Consider the following 18,297-nt stretch of genomic DNA (forward strand, 5'->3'; position numbering starts at 1 on the left):
TGCTTTCATCACAACAACAACACCATCAACCCCGGTGTCACAATCGATACAATCACAGCGCTGGAAACCATGGCAATCGTACTGACAGATCCTTCTGTCTGGCTATTTTCCATTGCTGTGGCGGTTCCGATGGCATGGGAGGCGCTGCCGATGCCGACGCCGCGGCCGAGATAGTGGTTGAGTCGAAACAGTTTAAAGACCCGTTTATGCAGCAATACACCGCCGATTCCTGCAATCATGACGAAGACAGCTGTCAGGGATGTAACGCCTCCCACCGTATTGGAAACGACCATGGCGACAGGGGTTGTGACGGATTTCGAGACGATTGAGTTTATAATTAACGTATCGAACCCGGCTGCTTTGGTCAGCAGAATACCGCTTGATATACCGGCTACTGCACCGATAAATGTTCCGACAAGTAACGGCAGAAAGATGGCTTTCAGGATGTCTCGCTGCAGGTACAATGGATAAGCAAGCGCTACTACAGCCGGCCCAAGCAGCTCATCAATCCATTTTCCGCCTGTCATGTACGTATCATAGGATGCTTGAAAAAGCACCAGCACGATTATAATCGCGATTGTTGACGTCAGTACCGGAATGCTGAACGTATGCTGGACTTTTTGATGTATGGTAAATGCAATAAGATAAATGATGCACGTGCCAACGATGGCAGTGACTGCGATTAAAACACTATTCATGGTTCCATTCCTTTCGCTGTAACATCCATTGGCTGATCAAGCCGGCACTTCCCATAACAAGGATAGTGCTGAGAAGAACGATAACAATCAGCAGTACACCTTTTCCCGCGAACACATCATAATATTCCATAACGCCCACGGTTGCCGGGATGAAAAACAGTGTCAGATGACGGACAAAAAAAGACGCCCCTTCTTCAATCCAGCGGACGTTAAACAGATTGGTCTGCAAGGCGATAAACAGCAGGATAAGTCCGATGACACTGCCGGGAACAAACAGGTTCAGAACATCCTGAATCCACTCGCCGATTAAATAGATTCCATATAAAACTGCTATTTGCAGAATGAGTTTGATAGATTTTTGCATGGGTGAACACTTCTTTCTTCGCTGTCTTAAAATACTATCATAGATTTTCCGAACAGGTTTGAAAAGTATTTCGCTTGAATGGGGAGGTATGCGGTGCAAGAAAGTTTTTGGACAAAAGAATGAGAAGGCAGTCGGGGTGTGGAACATTATGCTTCATAATACCAAGATAGATAGAACTTCCGATGGCCATTATCAACCTTCGCAGGCACAATTCAACCCTTATATGCAGTTATCAACCATCACAGGTAATATATCGACCTTCAACCAATGTTAATCAACCTTGCCAGTATAGAATTCAACCATCACTGGCTGAAAATCAACCTTCACAAACTTGATCATTATAAAATTAAAAAGGACTGTCGCAATGGACAGCCCTTCATATTAGTGTGCGTTTTCTACTGTGTCCACGTGGCGAATATGTTTGTCATTCAGCCAAATACACAGCACAGATAGCGCGACAAATGCAGCACCGACATAAAACGGTACACTGGAATTATAGATTTCCGACAGTTTCCCGGCGAGATACGGCGCGATGGCACCGCCGATAAAACGGAGAAAACTGTATGCCGCGGATGCAGTTGATCGCTGGACCGGGCTGGCGTTCATAACCGCGGTCGTGATTAGTGTGTTGTTATTGCCGAGCAGTGCGCCGGCTACAATGACTGCTGCAATGACAACCCACTGTGTCGACGTCCAGATTCCCATCGACAACAGGAGAAGGGCGAACAGGCTGAGCATCAGGCACATCGATTTGACGGTTCCAAATGCTTTCTGCAGTTTCGGCGCCATGAAAACAGATGTGATTGCCAAAAGCAGCCCCCATCCAAGGAACACAAGTCCAAGCCCATGTTCACCGAGCCCAAGCACAAATGGGGCAAATGCGAGCAGCGTGAAAAAACCGAAATTATACAGAGCTGCCGAGATGCCAAATACGAGCAAAGATCGATGCTTCAATGCCCGGAACGGATCCAGCAGAGATGTTTTCTGTTTTGCCTGTGATGCGGATGCAGCTGACGGCATTAATGTCATCAGCCCGAAAAAAGCAATGGCCATTAATGTTGCGACACCGAAAAATGGGCCTCGCCAGGACATGGCACCGAGCCATCCGCCAATCAGCGGGCCGACTGAAATACCGAGTCCGATAGCTGCCTCGTATAAGATAATCGCTTTTGCATTACCACTGTTGGATAAGGTGACGATTGCGGTAAGCGCAGTAGCAACAAAAAGGGCATTCCCGAGTCCCCAGCCGCCGCGTAATGCAACAAGTTCCCAGATTCCGTTTGATGCTCCGCCAAGTCCGGAAAAGACCGCAATAATAATAATCCCGGCGATGAGTGTGCGTTTGATACCGATGCGCGATGTGATGGCACCAGTAACGAGCATCGCAACGGCCATAACGGCATTATAGCTCGTAAACAGCAATGTTGTTTCACTTTTGGTGGCATCGAGCTGCTTGGAAATGGCGGGTAAAATCGGATCGACCAGCCCGAGCCCCATAAAGGCAATAATTGAGGCAAAGAAAACTGCCCAAACGGCTTTCGGCTGGCTGAGAATGCCGCTTTTTTCCGCAGCAGCCGCGTCAGGCACACGATGTTCAATTGGTTTCGATACAGTTGATGATGGCATATGCGTAACTCCCTTAATTTTAAAAATACCAGTTGATTGTATCATACAACTAAGTAGTTGTATAGTACACATAATAAATTGACATTTCCACACAGAAAGTTATGATTGGCTTATAATACTGGATGAGGTGTTAGCATAATGAATGACGAAACAATCGCGGGTATTGAAAAGGAAATCACGAGCTTTATCCGCCGTATTATTTTATCGGAAAAACGATTAAACGGACTGGATCGTTCCACATATGTCATCCTGAGGCAGCTGGAAACATACGGACCTGCGGGAGTGAAGCAACTCTCCGTTGACTTGCAATTGGACAGCTCCACCATAAGCAGACAGGCTGCAACCCTTGTGGAAAAAAATTATGCCGTGAAGGAACCGAATCCTGCTGATGGCCGCTCCTACTTTTACCGGATTACCGACCTTGGCGAAAAAGAATTGGAGGCCAACAGGGAGCGCCGGTATGAGCGACTAAGGTACATGCTTTCAGAATGGCCGGAAGCAGACAGGAAAATGTTCGGCCAACTGCTGCAGCGCTATAACGAAGGCGTGGAAGAATTGCACGAGTAAGTAAGGTTCGGGGATAGTTTATGCTTGTACTCCAGCGGGTAATGCATTTATACGACAATCCAAAAAGGAGTGTTACCTGATGGAGCAGATTCTCTTCATCCAGACGGGAACCGGAATGGATGTACATGGTCAGGATGTGACAAAAGCATCTGTCCGTGCCGTGGAAGATGCCATCTATCGAAATTCAATGCCGGGTGTTGAAAAAAGCCTGCCCAGACAAAAACTGGATAATATGAAAGTAAATGTCCGTCTTGCTGTACCGCTCGATCGTTCCAAACTGGATACGGACAAAATAAAGGAAATCCTCCCATACGGATCGGTTGAGGTGGATGTAACAGACGGTGGCATGGCAACATCCAGTGGTATAATACTGGAAGACAAAGATGATGAGAATGACTTGATGTATATTGTAAATGCAGCCGTTGAAGTTGGCTATTAAATGTTAAAAAGGGAGTGAACAACCTAATTTGGCTGTTCACTCCCTTATTTTTGTATCTATTCAAATTCATGTTTGGCGAGGACTGTTGCTATATTATCCTCAATCGCCCGCATATTGGATGACGCACCAAGGTAATTATTAATCAGGATGGAGAAAATTAATTTCTGCCCGTCTTTTGTCGTCACATATCCGGATAGTGTATTCATCCCTGTCAAAGAGCCGGTCTTGGCCCTGACGTTTCCTTTTGCGGGTTCTTCCGTCATCCGATGGCGCAATGTCCCTCCGACAAATCGTTTAGACATACCTGCTAATGGCAATGATTTTTTAAATACAGGGAACCAGCTCTCATCCTGGATGGCGTAAAGCAACTGCGAAATTCCATTTGCCGGAAGCATATTTTTATGCGACATTCCGGATCCATCACGAAGCCGGAGAGTTTCCGTATTCATTCCAAACTCAGCAACTGTATCTTCAATAACCCGCAGCCCTTCGTCCCAGCTGCCTTCCCCTTTAAGCACCTTACCCATTTCTTTCGTCAATATTTCTGCATGCCCATTATTACTCAATTTCATGAACGGAATATATAATTCGCTTAATGGCATCGATTTTCTTGAAGTGAGAACAGTGGCATCATCAGGCGTAGCACCCATCTTCACTTTCGAATTTCCGACAAGTTTTATGCCGTGTTCCTGAAGGGATTTATGGAATACATCGAGTGCATAACCAGTAGGCTCCCAAACCGACACCCACGACCTCGCCCTGGAACCATCAAGCGGGATCGCACCTTCAATCACAATATCATTCGAACCATGCTCACGTTTGATGGAAATATCGTTTCGTCCATCCTTGGCTACTGTTTCCGCTTTATTGACAATCGTCACATAATCCGTATTCGGCGTCACCTTTACTTCAGGATTCTCACCGGCATCTTCGGCAGGATATACTTCCACAATGATTGTTCCCGCGTCATAGTCTTCATTTGGCGATAAGGTTAGAGCAGACACCTGGGCACCAGTATAAAATGGTTCATCTGACCAGTTCAAGTCCTGGGACAATCGGACATCATCATACCAGCTGTCATCCGCAATCAGATTCCCCTTAATATTCTTTATCCCCATTGCTTTCAGTTCTTTTGCAAATTGATCCAAGTCTTGCTTCATCAATGTTGGGTCGCCTTTACCTTTTAAGTAAAGATTTCCGTGGAGCGTCTTTCCTTTAATGCTCCCGTCAGTTAATACTTCGGTTGTGAATTGATAATCCGTGCCTAACGTCTCAAACGCCGCTGCTCCGGTTAGCAGTTTCATGTTGGATGCAGGGTGCAGCCGGAAATCACCGAACTGATCAAACAGAATCTCCCCTGTATCGGCATTTCGAATACTTACTCCTGTAGTCGTCCCATCCAAATGTTCATTTTGAAGAATTTCTTCAATCTTGTCCTGCAGTTGAACCGATTCGGCTGAAGCAACTTGAGTAGATTCTTCGGATGTTGTAAAAAATGGTGCCTTTCCCCCGTTCACAAATGCAATAGAAATCATCAATGCAAGAACAAGGAAAATGGAAGCTTTTTTTACAAAACTTCTTTGCATAAATAAGTTCACATCCTTTATTAAATTATTTTATCGTGGTGGTTATGTTCATATGTATGTGGTGAAGTAAAGCCATTTGTTGCATGGTAATGAAGTAAATCAGCTGAAGGATTGTATTTTTTCGTGAAGGACCGTATTTTCCCCAAAGAAGTAATATACGAACAACTTATTGTGGTTACATTTAAGAATATCATCACTGCCAAAATATTACAACCACTGTTTTGCGTTCGTGGCAAATCTGGCAGAATGCCCTTTTACAAATTTCAGAACTTCCAATAATCCATCCACCTCCAATCGTTGCGCTTTCCTATCGTTATCCTTGCAAAGGTCAACCTGTATTTCATTAAGTTTTTCAGTCAGCTGAACAACCATATCCGGCGTTGTGCACCTGTTTGTCCGCTTAATTTCAAAAATAACTTGCAAGTCTTCCAGTGATAGCCCAATCATAACCATTCGTTCAATGAATCGAATATTTCCGCAATCCTGTTTTGAATATATACGATGTTTATTTTTCCATGCTGGCTGAATCAGCTGTAACTGCTCATAATAGTGAATCATATCCATTGAAATTCCCGATTTGTTAACAAGTTCAATTAAACCCATGACCATTCCCCCTCATTCATTCTGTTCCGGGGACTGGGACAAAAATGTTTTATCCAAAGAAAAACTCGAATAAATAATTAGAAAGTAGTGGGTATAAACCGCTTCGGAAATATACTTCGCTTTCCGCGGGCGGCTGGTGAGCCTCCTCGTGCTGACGCACTGCGGGGTCTCACCTATGCCTTTCCTCCCGCAGGAGTCTACGTATATTTCCTCCGCTAATTCCCTAATTGTTCGTCTTTTGAATTACACGTATTGATATGTCCCAGCCTCTTGTTTACCTTATAATCGAATCCAAGGCTGGAAAGGTGGCATTAAATGTTAAAAATAAAACACCCCTCATGCATCTGCATAAGGGGTTCGATATTTCCCGGGAAATATCGACAATTTTCCGGTGTCATTTGGTTGTTTTGTCGTAAAGTTTATCAAAATGATTAACCATTTCAAAGTCCAAGTCGGTCAATCCCTTCATTTGCCATGAGGAAATTTTCAGAGTTACGACCTTGTAATCAATTGAAATGAACGGGTGATGCTGCTTTTCTTCAGCATACGCGGCAATTTGATCAACAAAGCGGACACCATTCAAGAAATCTTTGAATCGATATTTTCGGGTAATCCACTTCTCGTCCAAACGCTCCCAATCCGGTACTGCCTTCAGTTCCTGCTCAATTTGCTCTTCACTTAGGCGTTCCATCTTATCTCCTCCTCAAATAATTTACAGATATAACCACTTGTCAACACTTTATCCACAGAAAAATGTGGATAAACATCACTTGTCTCCATTATATATCTGTTCCCATTTAAAAGAAATATGAATCCACCCGTTTTAACGAATATACTTCATTCCCGCAACAAATACTATGCTACAGTATGGGAGGATATTCAGATGAACAAAGAGGAATTATACGTTGAGATTCAACATTTAAAAAGTGAACTTGGCAAGCTGCTGGATCAGCACTGGCATAGCTATTCAAACGTGGACAGTATGTATTTTTGGATTAATCTTGCGGTCTTAATTATCCCATTGATTGTATTATATTTTGCTGCCGACCGATCACGGTTATTTGAGGTCTGTTTTTTCGGATACACTACTCATGTCATCTGGATCAACGTGGATAATTATTTAACCGATCAGATTTATTTAAATCATGTACACAGTCTAGCCCCATTTCTCATGCAGGGGTTTACGGTCTCTGCCGTATTGTTTCCTGTAACATGCATGCTTCTCTATCAGTACTGCACCAATCATGATCGAAACTTTTATTTTTACGCAATCCTTTGGGCAGCTGTCATGGGATTCGGTTACAATTATCTGAGTGAAAAGCTAGGCATGATCAAGTTGCATCATAACATGCATTTTTTCTACCTGTTTCTGATTAACATTGCTGTCAGTTACATCTCACTCTGGCTGACAAAGCTGTTTCTTTTCGTAAAGCACCATACCAAAAAGGATGCTTCCCATTGATATTTCATGGAAAGCATTCTTTTATTATTTTTAACGCAATTGTACCTTATGCAAATGGGCGAAAATCCCGTCACGCTTTAACAATTCTTCATGACTTCCTTCTTCTTCTATCCCGTCTTTTGTCACAACCATAATTCGGTCGGCATTCTTAATGGTGGCCAGCCGATGGGCAATGACAAGGGTTGTCCGGTCTTTGGACAGTTCGGTCAATGCCTTTTGAATAATGGTCTCTGTTTCGGTATCTAGTGCCGATGTTGCTTCATCCAAAATAAGAATCGGCGGGTTCTTCAAAAACATGCGGGCAATCGCAATCCGCTGTTTCTGACCGCCAGACAATTTTAATCCGCGCTCCCCGACTTGTGTTTCGTATCCGTCCGGCAGTTCCCGGATGAATTCTTCCATATGGGCCTGACGGGCGGCACGTTCAATCTCTTCTTTCGTTGCATCGAGCTTTCCATATGCAATATTTTCCCGTAGTGTGCCGGTGAATAGAAAGACATCCTGCTGCACAATGCCGATCTGCTTACGAAGCGATTCCTTTGTCATATCGCGTAAATCCATTCCATCGATCATGATGCTGCCGCGGTCAACATCATAAAACCGGGGAATCAGCGAACATATCGTTGTTTTACCGGCGCCGGACGGACCAACAAATGCGATTGTTTCCCCTTTATGAATCGCAAAGCTTAAGTCATCCAACACCGAACCTTGTGTTTTTTCATAACCGAATGACACGTGATCAAACGTTATATTACCCTTCAACACCGGTACATCAACTGCATCCTTATGATCGACAACATCCGGCGCCACATCAAGCATATCGATAAACCGTTTGAATCCGGCCATCCCCTTTGGATACAATTCAAGCAATGCAGTAATTTTTTCAATCGGTTTAAACAGAACATTGACATAAAGCACAAAGCCAACAAGTTCCCCGGTTGTCAGGCTATTATTAAACTCCAGCCATGCCCCGTACACGAGTACAATCAATATAATCAGCCGCATCATCATGTAAATGTTGGAATGAACAAATGCCATCACTTTATATGCGCCAACTTTTGCTTTGCGAAAACTGTAATTATCCTTTGTAAAACGTTCCATTTCAAATGGTTCATTCGTGAAAGACTGAACAACACGGACACCCGATACGGAATCTTCCACCCGGGCATTCACCTCTCCAATATCCTGATACATTTTATGCCATGCCTTATTCATTTTAATATTGCAATAAGCAATCAGGAAAATAAGAAATGGAACGGCAATCAGAATAATCAAGGCAAGCTGTGCATTCTGATAAAACATAATCCAAAATGCACCTACAAACGTCATAATGGCAATAAAGAAATCTTCCGGTCCGTGGTGGGCAAGTTCACCAATGTCAAAAAGGTCGTTCGTAATCCGGCTCATTATGTGCCCTGTCTTTGTATTGTCAAAAAAACGAAACGACTGCCGCTGGACATGCTGAAACAAATCCTGCCGCATATCCGTCTCGATATTTACCCCAAGCTTATGGCCGAGATATGTAACGACATACTGCAAAAACGTACTCAGCAAATAAATAAGCAGCAGCCCGATACTGACAAGCACAATTAAATCCCAATTATTCTTTGGCAAAAGCTGATCGATAAATGCCTGTACCGCAACTGGAAAAGCAAGTTCCAGCAATGCCACAATGACTGCCGATGTGAAATCAACAATAAACAGCCGGCGGTGCGGCTTATAATAAGAAAAAAATCGTCTGATCATGATTGGCACTTCCTTTATTTCATATACAAAAGAAATTATACGTTTAACGTACCGGAATAGCAACGAAATAAAGCCGTGTTTTGAAAAAGGTTGGCAAGGTTGTCCACACATCCGCATATATATGTAGCAGAATGTCTGTGGAGGTGTGTTTTATGAAGAAGTTACCGATGGAAAAATGGATTTGTTATGCTGTTGGTTTTGTGTTTATTTCAACCGGTGCATTGAAGCTGGTGGAACAGGATTTTAAACTGGTTTTTACCGATTTGGGATTGCCATATCCGCATACAGTGCTGTATCTGGTTGCTGCTGCAGAAATTGTGTGCGGTGCACTCGTTGCTGCCAGACTCTATTTAAAACGAGCGACCGCACCCTTGATTTTTATTATGCTGGCAGCCATTTTCCTTACTAAAATTCCCGTATTGACGATGAACGAAGGGATTTTACAATTCCTGTTTCAGGCAAGACTTGATATTGTCGTACTTATTCTGTTGATCCTTATCTGGCAGCAGGCACCAGGCAAACTGCTGAAATAGACTTAAGCTTCTGCTTTTGAAAATCGTATCGTCGCAAATACAACAAAAACGGCTCCGATAATGCCAACTACAATAGCTTCCTGTGCAAACGTGATGACATGATCGAATATTTCCAGGTCTAGCCCCATCGCCTGGCGCATTGCAGCACTCATTGTTTCCGGCTGAAGGATGATATCTTTGAACATATCAACTGAATATGTGAGCGGGTTTATTTTTACGATAATATCCATCCACAATGGCAGTCCGTTCAGCGGGAACATGGCCCCGGATAAAAACAGCATCGGGAACAACAGAATTTGAATGACCATTTGAAATCCTTGTGCTGTTTTTAATGTGCTGGCAATCAACAGACCGATGGACGAAATCGTAAATGCAACCAAAAACATGACCGGAATCAACTGCAAAATCATCGATATGGAGATGGATACGCCGATAAACGGTACGAATATGAGCATCATCAATCCCTGTATAACAGCAACCGTTGTTCCGCCAAGCACTTTTCCGATGGCAATGGAGACACGTGACATCGGTGAAACAAGAATTTCACGCATATAGCCGAATTCTTTATCCTGTACGACCGACAGTGCTGAAAAGATGGCAGTATTAAAAACAGTCATCCCAATGATGCCCGGGAACATAAATTCCACAAAGTCAAAATCAGCGAGCGGACCGCTTCCGGATGAACCGCCAAGCATCGCCTGCATAGCACCGCTCATTCCGCTCCCGAATAAAATCAGAAACATAAACGGCATTGCAAACGAACCGATTAAGCGCCCACGGTCACGGAAAAACTTAATAATATCACGCTGCCAGACAGCAAATACCGCTTCCATTAACGTCCCCTCCTCATCATGGCTTTATTTTTCTTGGAAACAGTTTCTTCCCGGATTTCACGACCGGTCAATTGCAGGAACACATCGTTTAACGTTGGCCTCCGCAAATTAACTGTTAAAATTTCAATCGGAAACTCTTTCACAAATTGAACCAGAAATGCACTTCCCTGATCCACCTGAAACGTTAATGCACGATCAGATTCCTTCACTTCACACCCATACATTTCCGCAATAGCTGTTTTGGCATCCTCATTATCGGCGGTGCTGATTTCGATAATATCGCCGCCAACATTGGTCTTCAGATTATCCGGTGTATCGAGTGCAATCAGCTGACCATGATCCATTACCGCCACTCGATCACATATTTCCGCTTCATCCATATAATGAGTCGTCAGAAAGATCGTAATCCCTGCCTTTTTCTTCAGGCGCAGAATATATTCCCAAATATGGTTTCTCGTCTGCGGATCAAGTCCAACTGTCGGCTCATCAAGAAACAACACACGCGGATAGTGGAGCAGTCCGCGGGCAATTTCCAGCCGCCGTTTCATACCGCCGGAAAAGGTTTCAACCACTTGTTTACGCTTGTCAGCAAGATCCACGATTTCCAATACTTCCTGAATACGTGCTTCCCGTTTTTCTTTTGGTACTTTATAAAACCGGCAATGGAGCATCAGATTTTCATTCGCTGTTAACTTTTCGTCCAGCGTTGATTCCTGAAAAATAAGACCAATGCTTTCCCGAACGCGGTTTTTCTCTTCTACAATATTAAATCCGTTGATTAGTGCTTCCCCGCCGGTTGGTTTTATGATGGTCGATAACATGTTGATTGTTGTACTTTTTCCGGCTCCATTTGGTCCGAGAAAGCCAAATATTTCGCCTTCCCCGACAGTCAGGTTTACCCCTTTTACCGCCTCAAAATTCTTATAGCGTTTCTTCAGCCCATCTACCTCAACAATCGGTTTCATTCCCCGTGGTTCCTCCCTTTTCATTATCATTCCGGTTCAAAACATCCTGGAGCAATTCCAGACCGGTAGTAATCCGGTTCAATTCTTCCGCAGTTGCTCCATTCGTCATATCCGCCATAAATCCGGTAATTGTACTGCTGACGGAATCCTTTAATTGCAGTGCTTTATCTGATAACGAAATCTGTACAATTCGTTTGTCTTCCATTTTCCGCGTCCGAATGATCAGTTCGTTTCGTTCCAGCCGGTCCAAAATACTCGACACCGTACTTGCAGCCAGGCTGAATTCGTTGCTGATGTCACTTACCTTGCAATCCGGATGCTTCGATACATACGTTAAAATCATAATTTGCGGCGGGGTCAGCCCCATGCCGCGAAGTGATCTTCGCAGCCGTTTGTTAATCATTGCATTTATTTGACGGAGCATATCTGCAATATGTCTCCCTGTTTCTGTAGAATCATTATGCATAAGCATCTACTTTCCTTTCGCATTCGAATATTTCGTATGCTAAATAATTTATCATACTCCGGTTCTCATGTAAATGGAATATTATCCACAAAGTTATCCACATATGCACAAATGTTCGCAGTTATTTTGTTATAGAATATTCGTTCCGTACTAGATATTGTTTTTTATAAACATTTTATTCACAGGTTGGGGATAACTATAGGTTCGCTGTGTATAAAAATGAAAAATTCATTCACAAAAAAATAAGCTACCCAATTGGATAGCTTATTCCTGAATACCTAATTTAATGGTTGTCTGTTTCTTCTTGCCATCACGATAGAATGTTACTTTTAAGGTATCACCGACTTGTTTTTCCTTGTAAAGGATCTTTCGCAAATCAATCATGTTCATGACTTTTTTGCCGCCGATTTCCGTAATGACATCAAGCCGTTTCATTCCGGCCTGATCTGCTGGAGAAAGTGGATCGACTGTCCAGACATAGACACCGCCTTCCACATTATCCGGAAGATTTAATGTCTTATCCCATTCCGTTTGCGGAACTTCATCAAGGGAATAGATTTCAACCCCCATGTACGGTCTTGTAATTTTCCCTTTTGTCTCCAACTCCTGAATGATCGGTCTTGCTGTATCAATTGGAATGGCGAACCCGATACCTTCCACAGATGTTTCATTAATCTTCATGGAGTTGATTCCAATCAATTGCCCTTTAATATTGATTAGTGCACCGCCACTATTTCCGGGATTAATTGCTGCATCGGTTTGGATTACTTCCGCCTGCCAGTCTGCACGGCCATCCTGGTTAAAATCCTGTGGAATCGTTCGCTGTTTTCCACTGATTACGCCGGTGGTAACCGATCCGGAAAACTTCATTCCGAGAGGATTTCCAATTGCGATTGCCGGTTCACCTACTTTGACAGAATCCGAGGAACCCATCTTTATCGTATTTGTCACGTGCTTCCCTTTCATACGCAATACAGCTAAATCGGAAAAAAGATCGCTTCCGAGAATCTCAGCCTGAACCCGGGTGTCGTCCGAGAGTACTACTTCCACCGTATCCGCGCCTTCTATCACATGGTGGTTAGTGATAACATACGCATATCCGTCTTTTTTCTTGTAAATAATACCGGAACCCGTTCCAGCCTGATCATCTTCCTGCTGTTCCCAAAAGTTGCCTTGATGCTGAATATTAATGACACCGACGACAGCCTTTGAAACTTCATTCACGACATCGGTAATTTGTGTCGATACATCAAGTGAAACCTGTTCAGTTGCTTGAAATCCGTCATTGCCGTCACCGGAACCAGCTGAGTTCGTGCCCCCTAACCATGAACCAGGTAATATATCTGACCTCAATATGCTCGGCAATGCGACTAATACAATAATCATGCCAATGATAATACCGGAAAGAACCGGAACCAGCCACCTGCGATTCTTTTTCGGGTTTGGCACATAATCCTCATCAAAATATCCCATTGACCCATCTCCTTCAGTTAAAAGGATTGTACAGTTCTATAGTATTACCGGTTTCCGGAATTATCATTATACAACTTCATAAAGTGGTGTTGCTGTTTTTGGATCGGTATCATGTAAATCAAGCTTTATTCCGCGTTCCTCCAGCACATTGTTTACCGACATGCGTGCCAAATCTTTCATATTATTGTCCTGGCTTAGGTGTGCCAAGTAGATCCGTTTTGTTCTGTTGGAAATAATATCACCCAAGGCAAGTCCGCAATCTTCGTTGGAAACATGCCCGGAATCACCCAGGATACGACGTTTTACATTCCACGGATAACGGCCCATCCGCAGCATGCTGACATCGTGATTGGCTTCAAAAATGTAAGCATCTGCATCTTCCACGGTCTTTTTAATCCGTTCGGAGACATAACCCAGGTCCGTAACAAGCGCTACCTTTTTCCGGTCATGGTGAAAAGTGAAAAACATTGGCTCTGCCGCATCATGGGATACTCCGAATGACTCAATATCCATGTCGTGAAACGTTTGAACTTCCCCTGTTTCAAACGTAAATTTCTGATCCGGGGAAATCGACCCGATAGAATTTTCCATTGCATTCCACGTCTTTTTATTAGCATAGATCGGCAAATTGTACTTTCGGGCAAAAATCCCCAGACCCTTAATATGATCACTATGTTCATGTGTCACCAGAATACCGGACAATTCAGCCGGATTAACTTGAATTTCGCCAAACAGCCTGTCCATCTGTTTCCCGCTCAGCCCTGCATCAATGAGAAGTTTTTCTTGTTCTGATTCAATATAAAATGCGTTTCCGGTACTGCCTGAAGCTAGTACACTAAAACGTAATGTCATTCTGTCTCACTCCGTTTAGGTTCTGTCAGCTTTTTATCGATGTGATCCATCACAAATTCTTTTAGTCTGCTCTCTTCACCGGTTGTTCCAATTTTTTTCAATATAGAATTCCCAGCAGTTTTCAAAAATTCCAATTCATTACTGGAAAACACCCGATTTTCGATTGCGTTGACATAAAAATTCTCTTCTTTATTCACCGTGATGGTCCATGTTGGCGCAAACACCTGTTCACCGGTGTCAAGCGGAATTCTCGTATGGAAGCCGATATTAACATCGGTTATTTCATCCCCGGATTCCAGCAGATTATTATCGAATAATACATTAATCGCCTGTTTTGGCTTAATCAATGAATTCTGGTCTCCTGGTGTTTGCGTTTCGCCAAGCATTGTCTGTGTGTAAAAAATCATCTCGTTATCATCATTTAAGAAAACAAGAATAATGCCGCTTTCATTAAAGTATATCGGTCTTCCTTTCTTTTGCTGAAAAAGGATCAGTACATTCATTTCCTTGTTCCAATCCCAATATATATAACTGTCTGGAGACATAATGAATGGTTTTATCTGCTCTGCCATGATGTCTCCGGATGTATTTTCCTGAACCGGGACAGGCTCCTCAAATTTTGCCAGCATAAGTGTTTTGTTTATCGTTTCCGCTTCGAGATTTGTTTGATCATCCAATGCTTTTTCATCTTTTTTGGTAAAACTTTTTTGCTTTACAGAAATAAAAGATTCCTCCAGCTGCTGTGCAGGCAAATCCGCGGAAATCGTTATATCCTCATCCTCAAGGTCCTCATCGACAGTTGATATTTCTGTTTCTGCGATATCGAAATCCGCTTCCTTTTGTTTCTGAAAAAACATAACAAGCAAGTAGATATCCAGAACGAGGAAGCAGAGGATAAATAATATTTTAATTTGTTTCCATTGCATCCTCAGCTCCACCTTCCCGATGTTGCGTTGATTCATGAAACTCGATTTGCTTCCAGTCTCCATTGTATTCTACAAACCAGGCTGGCTGCAATTTGACAACATTATTGGAGTCAATGTCCTGATAGGATAAGTGGTAGCCAACTTGCAGATCACTTATTTCCTCCAGTTTATACGAAGATTTGCTCTCCATATAACTAAGTACTTCATCGACCGATTTTAGTGTTATTTCTTTTTCATTGATTAAGTCGTTTAACCGGAACAGTGGCCGCTCATAATTGTTAAGATCTACACTCAGCTCGGTTGGCTGCCATATTTGTCTGATCATAGAAAGTCCGGCATTGCTGTAAATCGGATAGCCATTGTAATACATCTGGTAGCGAATTTCATTCCCTTTTGAATCAATTCGCATCAAATTGTATTCATCTGTCCAGCCTTTACGGTCATTAATACTCTGCAAACTTCGTGTAATCAGTTCTTCGTCCGGCAGCGGTCTTTCGGATGACTCATACGGATTATCGAATTTCATTAGTTTCATATCTTCAATGACCCGCAATCCACGGACACCATCCGTAAAATACACTTCATTCTGATGGTTCTGATTCCGGCTGACAATTTCAGGTTTGGCAAATAACGCATTGCGAAATTTCAATGGGTCAATCGTGTTTATGGTCAGTACTTTCCGACTCATCGTAATTTGGTGCTTCGGAACATAATATGGATTGCTCCCGGACTTAACCAGTTTATACTCCTTTAATCCTTCAAAGGTAGTCAGGTAACGCCAAAGCAAATCATATTTTTTTGAGTTGTTGACAACAGCAGTTACACGCTGCTCCCCATTATCCGATACAAAAATAACATTCAATACAGAATCATCACGATTAAATGTGATGTAAATCTTTTTAAAACTCCACTCCGGTAAAAACTTTTCCTCACTGAACGTAAACAGGCTTTTGGCTGTTTGCATAGGCAGTGATACGGGGAAAATGATTTCCAGTTGTTTTTCCTCGTTCGGTACCCCCTGTTGATTAGAGGTCTGTACATTATTAAGCACCCAGGATTGCATATCCTGATATAACGATTGCTGTTCATTGGGATCCGAAAATCCATAGTACGTCTTGCCGTTATGAAAAATAATCGATTTCGGTTCGATAATTTCCTGTTTCGTTTGCTTCTTACCACCAATGTTAACCTGATCAACATACTTATTATTTTTGGAATCCTCGAAGTTCGGCTGATAATTCCACAGGCTGAAGGTAAGCACTAAACTTAACAACACCAAAATCCATAAAATAAATGACTTCACTGTCTCCAGGTTCATTTGTTACCCCTCCGCTTCTGACTCATCAGCGGAAGTGTAAAGAGAATCGTCGTCCCTTTACCTTCTTTACTTTTTGCCCAAATTTTACCGTCATGCGACTCAACCAGTTCCTGGGATATCGCCAGTCCAAGACCGGTTCCGCCTAATTTTCTTGTCCGAGCTTTATCAACACGGTAGAAGCGTTCAAATATTTTATCCACTTTATCATAGGAGATGCCCATACCTTCATCTTCTACGCTGATCATCAGATGATTTTTCTGTTTGGCTGCCCTGAACCGGATTGTTCCTCCCTCTGGAGAGTACTTCATCGCATTTGTGATGATGTTATCAAGCACCTGCATCATTTTATCCTTATCCATCCAGACGTAATATTTTCCTTTCGGCAGTTCACGCTCCAAATGGATTCCCTCTGTCACATTCATTTCAAAACGATCAATAACATGATGGTAAAATTCAATAAACTCCACTTTTTCTTTTTGAAGTGGGTGTTCCTTGCTGTCCATTTTCGATAATTGCAGCAGATCATTTACCATTCGGATCATTCGCTCTGTCTCGTTTTGAGCAACACCGAGAAAGCGCGGTGCAATTTCTTTATCTTCCCAAGCACCTTCTGTCAATGCTTCAATATAGCTGCGCATCGTTGTCAATGGCGTCCGTAATTCATGGGACACATTGGAAACAAACTCACGCCGTTCCTGCTCCACTTTCTCCTGTTCCGTGACATCACTTATGACGGTAATAAATCCGGTTATATCATCTTCCTCATCGGAAATCGTGGAGAAATTGGCACGAATCAGGAAAATATCATCATCTTCACTAAAGTCAATAATAATCGATCCTGTGTCAGGAAGATCTGTAATATCAACCGTCTTTTCATCCAGCTGTAAGAGGTCCATCAAATATGCCCCTTGTGCTTCATCAGGATTTACCCCAATCAGTTTTGCCGCTGCATCGTTCATTAACGATACGGCACCTGACTTATCAGTTGCGATTACCCCGTCAGACATATTGGATAAGACGGAACTGAGTTTTCGCCGCTCTTCTTCTGTTAATGCTCTGGAATGTTTTAATCGTACATTCAAATCGTTAAAGGTCTCCGCAAGCTGCCCGATCTCATCGGTGCCATAGACATTTACTTTTTGGGAGAAATCACCCCTTGCCATTGTTTGGGCCTGTCTGCGCATTTCCATGATCGGTTTTGTGATGGTTCGGGCCACCAGAATTCCCATGAAAGCTGACACTGCCAAAGCTAAAATAGACCCTTGCACAAATATTTTATTTATTTTTTGCAGCTGGTTATAGACATTCTCAAGCGACGCTTCCAAATACATGGTTCCGACATGAGTCTGGTCATCGTTGTATATGGGAACCGCTTTAACATACATCCGGTTTCCGGTTTTCTTGTTATATTGTCTTGCATCCAGTGATAGGCCGTATCGGACAGATTTAACAATTAAATCATTGGTCGTCTTTTTGCCGATAATGTCAAGGTTTGAATAATTGCTTGTCGCAATGACCCTGCTCTGTTTATCAATGACCTGCAGTTTCGTGATGGGATCGGTCTGACCCGTCTGGTTCGTTTGTACAATGGTTTGCACTTCCTCCTGCAATGTCAGTTCTTCCGGATCGTCTGTCCGCTCTTTATTAAAGGCCTGTTGCAGATTCAGTTTCAGTAAGTCCACGCGCTGGTCGATCTGCAGTATAAAACTGTCAGTCAGTTCACGTTCCAGTTCTCGGCTAAAATAAGAACCAATCACCTGAATTGCAACAAGCAGCAATAAAATAAATATAATAATGAATTTCAGTTGAATCGATCGGAAAAAACCAACTTTTTGCATAC

19 protein-coding genes are annotated in these 18,297 nt (G+C 42.9%); 4 read left to right on the forward strand and 15 right to left on the reverse strand.

The genetic code is table 11. The annotated features are described in order from the left end of the window. Window positions 1-8: 8 nt before the first annotated feature. From B1K71_RS18845 to B1K71_RS18860, 3 genes are all read right to left on the reverse strand, one after another. Window positions 9-698 carry an LrgB family protein gene (locus tag B1K71_RS18845; RefSeq protein ID WP_077329733.1) on the reverse strand — a complete coding sequence of 230 codons (690 nt, stop codon included), beginning with the start codon at window positions 696-698 and terminating at the stop codon, window positions 9-11. After that, window positions 691-1,062 carry a CidA/LrgA family protein gene (locus tag B1K71_RS18850; protein WP_077329734.1) on the reverse strand — a complete coding sequence of 124 codons (372 nt, stop codon included), beginning with the start codon at window positions 1,060-1,062 and terminating at the stop codon, window positions 691-693. Before B1K71_RS18850 ends, B1K71_RS18845 begins: the two co-directional genes overlap by 8 nt. A gap of 381 nt (window positions 1,063-1,443) precedes the next feature. Further along, window positions 1,444-2,688 carry an MFS transporter gene (locus B1K71_RS18860; protein WP_077329738.1) on the reverse strand — a complete coding sequence of 415 codons (1,245 nt, stop codon included), beginning with the start codon at window positions 2,686-2,688 and terminating at the stop codon, window positions 1,444-1,446. Between the two features lie 138 nt (window positions 2,689-2,826). Between B1K71_RS18860 and B1K71_RS18865 the strand changes: the two genes are divergently transcribed. Together B1K71_RS18865 and B1K71_RS18870 are read left to right on the forward strand one after the other, a co-directional pair. Next, a complete protein-coding gene (locus B1K71_RS18865) occupies window positions 2,827-3,255 on the forward strand; it encodes a MarR family winged helix-turn-helix transcriptional regulator (protein ID WP_077329740.1) in 429 nt (142 codons plus the stop codon). Between the two features lie 79 nt (window positions 3,256-3,334). After that, entirely contained in the window at window positions 3,335-3,694 is a 360-nt protein-coding gene (locus B1K71_RS18870) for a Lin0512 family protein (protein WP_077329742.1), read from the forward strand. 56 nt (window positions 3,695-3,750) lie between these two features. On the opposite strand, the gene dacB is transcribed toward B1K71_RS18870, so the two are convergent. The 3 genes from dacB to B1K71_RS18885 all read right to left on the reverse strand — a co-directional run bounded on the left by dacB (window position 3,751) and on the right by B1K71_RS18885 (window position 6,574). Continuing rightward, the gene (dacB, locus tag B1K71_RS18875; protein ID WP_077329744.1) at window positions 3,751-5,280 is read right to left on the reverse strand and encodes a D-alanyl-D-alanine carboxypeptidase/D-alanyl-D-alanine endopeptidase; all 1,530 of its coding nucleotides are present in this window, start codon (window positions 5,278-5,280) and stop codon (window positions 3,751-3,753) included. A gap of 207 nt (window positions 5,281-5,487) precedes the next feature. Then, window positions 5,488-5,883 carry a helix-turn-helix domain-containing protein gene (locus tag B1K71_RS18880; RefSeq protein ID WP_175631974.1) on the reverse strand — a complete coding sequence of 132 codons (396 nt, stop codon included), beginning with the start codon at window positions 5,881-5,883 and terminating at the stop codon, window positions 5,488-5,490. Between the two features lie 394 nt (window positions 5,884-6,277). Beyond that, window positions 6,278-6,574: a 4a-hydroxytetrahydrobiopterin dehydratase gene (locus tag B1K71_RS18885; RefSeq protein ID WP_077329748.1), complete on the reverse strand. Its 297-nt coding sequence runs from the start codon at window positions 6,572-6,574 to the stop codon at window positions 6,278-6,280. Between the two features lie 192 nt (window positions 6,575-6,766). Here B1K71_RS18885 and B1K71_RS18890 point away from each other — a divergent pair, with 192 nt between their 5' ends. Then, complete coding sequence (locus B1K71_RS18890; RefSeq protein WP_077329750.1) at window positions 6,767-7,345, forward strand: hypothetical protein; 579 nt, start codon at window positions 6,767-6,769, stop codon at window positions 7,343-7,345. Window positions 7,346-7,375: 30 nt separating this feature from the next. Here the strand turns inward: B1K71_RS18890 and B1K71_RS18895 are convergent, their stop codons facing one another. Further along, the gene (locus tag B1K71_RS18895) at window positions 7,376-9,091 is read right to left on the reverse strand and encodes an ABC transporter ATP-binding protein (RefSeq protein ID WP_077329752.1); all 1,716 of its coding nucleotides are present in this window, start codon (window positions 9,089-9,091) and stop codon (window positions 7,376-7,378) included. A gap of 152 nt (window positions 9,092-9,243) precedes the next feature. Between B1K71_RS18895 and B1K71_RS18900 the strand changes: the two genes are divergently transcribed. Next, window positions 9,244-9,624: a DoxX family protein gene (locus tag B1K71_RS18900; RefSeq protein WP_077329754.1), complete on the forward strand. Its 381-nt coding sequence runs from the start codon at window positions 9,244-9,246 to the stop codon at window positions 9,622-9,624. Between the two features lie 2 nt (window positions 9,625-9,626). Here the strand turns inward: B1K71_RS18900 and B1K71_RS18905 are convergent, their stop codons facing one another. From B1K71_RS18905 to walK, 8 genes are all read right to left on the reverse strand, one after another. Next, a complete protein-coding gene (locus B1K71_RS18905; RefSeq protein ID WP_077329756.1) occupies window positions 9,627-10,457 on the reverse strand; it encodes an ABC transporter permease in 831 nt (276 codons plus the stop codon). Continuing rightward, a complete protein-coding gene (locus B1K71_RS18910; RefSeq protein ID WP_077329758.1) occupies window positions 10,457-11,422 on the reverse strand; it encodes an ATP-binding cassette domain-containing protein in 966 nt (321 codons plus the stop codon). Before B1K71_RS18910 ends, B1K71_RS18905 begins: the two co-directional genes overlap by 1 nt. Next, entirely contained in the window at window positions 11,406-11,894 is a 489-nt protein-coding gene (locus B1K71_RS18915) for a MarR family winged helix-turn-helix transcriptional regulator (protein WP_077329760.1), read from the reverse strand. The genes B1K71_RS18910 and B1K71_RS18915 overlap by 17 nt, the downstream gene beginning before the upstream one ends. Before the next feature lie 258 nt (window positions 11,895-12,152). Next, window positions 12,153-13,361: a S1C family serine protease gene (locus B1K71_RS18920; protein WP_077329762.1), complete on the reverse strand. Its 1,209-nt coding sequence runs from the start codon at window positions 13,359-13,361 to the stop codon at window positions 12,153-12,155. A 66-nt stretch (window positions 13,362-13,427) separates the two neighbouring features. Beyond that, on the reverse strand, window positions 13,428-14,213 hold the full coding sequence (locus B1K71_RS18925) for an MBL fold metallo-hydrolase (RefSeq protein ID WP_077329764.1): 786 nt from the start codon (window positions 14,211-14,213) through the stop codon (window positions 13,428-13,430). Further along, window positions 14,210-15,139, reverse strand: coding sequence for a two-component system regulatory protein YycI (locus B1K71_RS18930; RefSeq protein ID WP_175631975.1), 930 nt, complete (start codon window positions 15,137-15,139; stop codon window positions 14,210-14,212). Before B1K71_RS18930 ends, B1K71_RS18925 begins: the two co-directional genes overlap by 4 nt. After that, window positions 15,120-16,457, reverse strand: coding sequence for a YycH family regulatory protein (locus B1K71_RS18935; protein WP_077329768.1), 1,338 nt, complete (start codon window positions 16,455-16,457; stop codon window positions 15,120-15,122). The genes B1K71_RS18930 and B1K71_RS18935 overlap by 20 nt, the downstream gene beginning before the upstream one ends. Continuing rightward, window positions 16,454-18,295, reverse strand: a complete 1,842-nt coding sequence (walK, locus tag B1K71_RS18940) for a cell wall metabolism sensor histidine kinase WalK (RefSeq protein ID WP_077329770.1) — start codon at window positions 18,293-18,295, stop codon at window positions 16,454-16,456. Before walK ends, B1K71_RS18935 begins: the two co-directional genes overlap by 4 nt. Between the last annotated feature and the right edge of the window lie 2 nt (window positions 18,296-18,297).

Origin of the sequence: Virgibacillus siamensis (genome assembly GCF_900162695.1) — a bacterium.
Classification (GTDB): domain Bacteria; phylum Bacillota; class Bacilli; order Bacillales; family Amphibacillaceae; genus Lentibacillus; species Lentibacillus siamensis_A.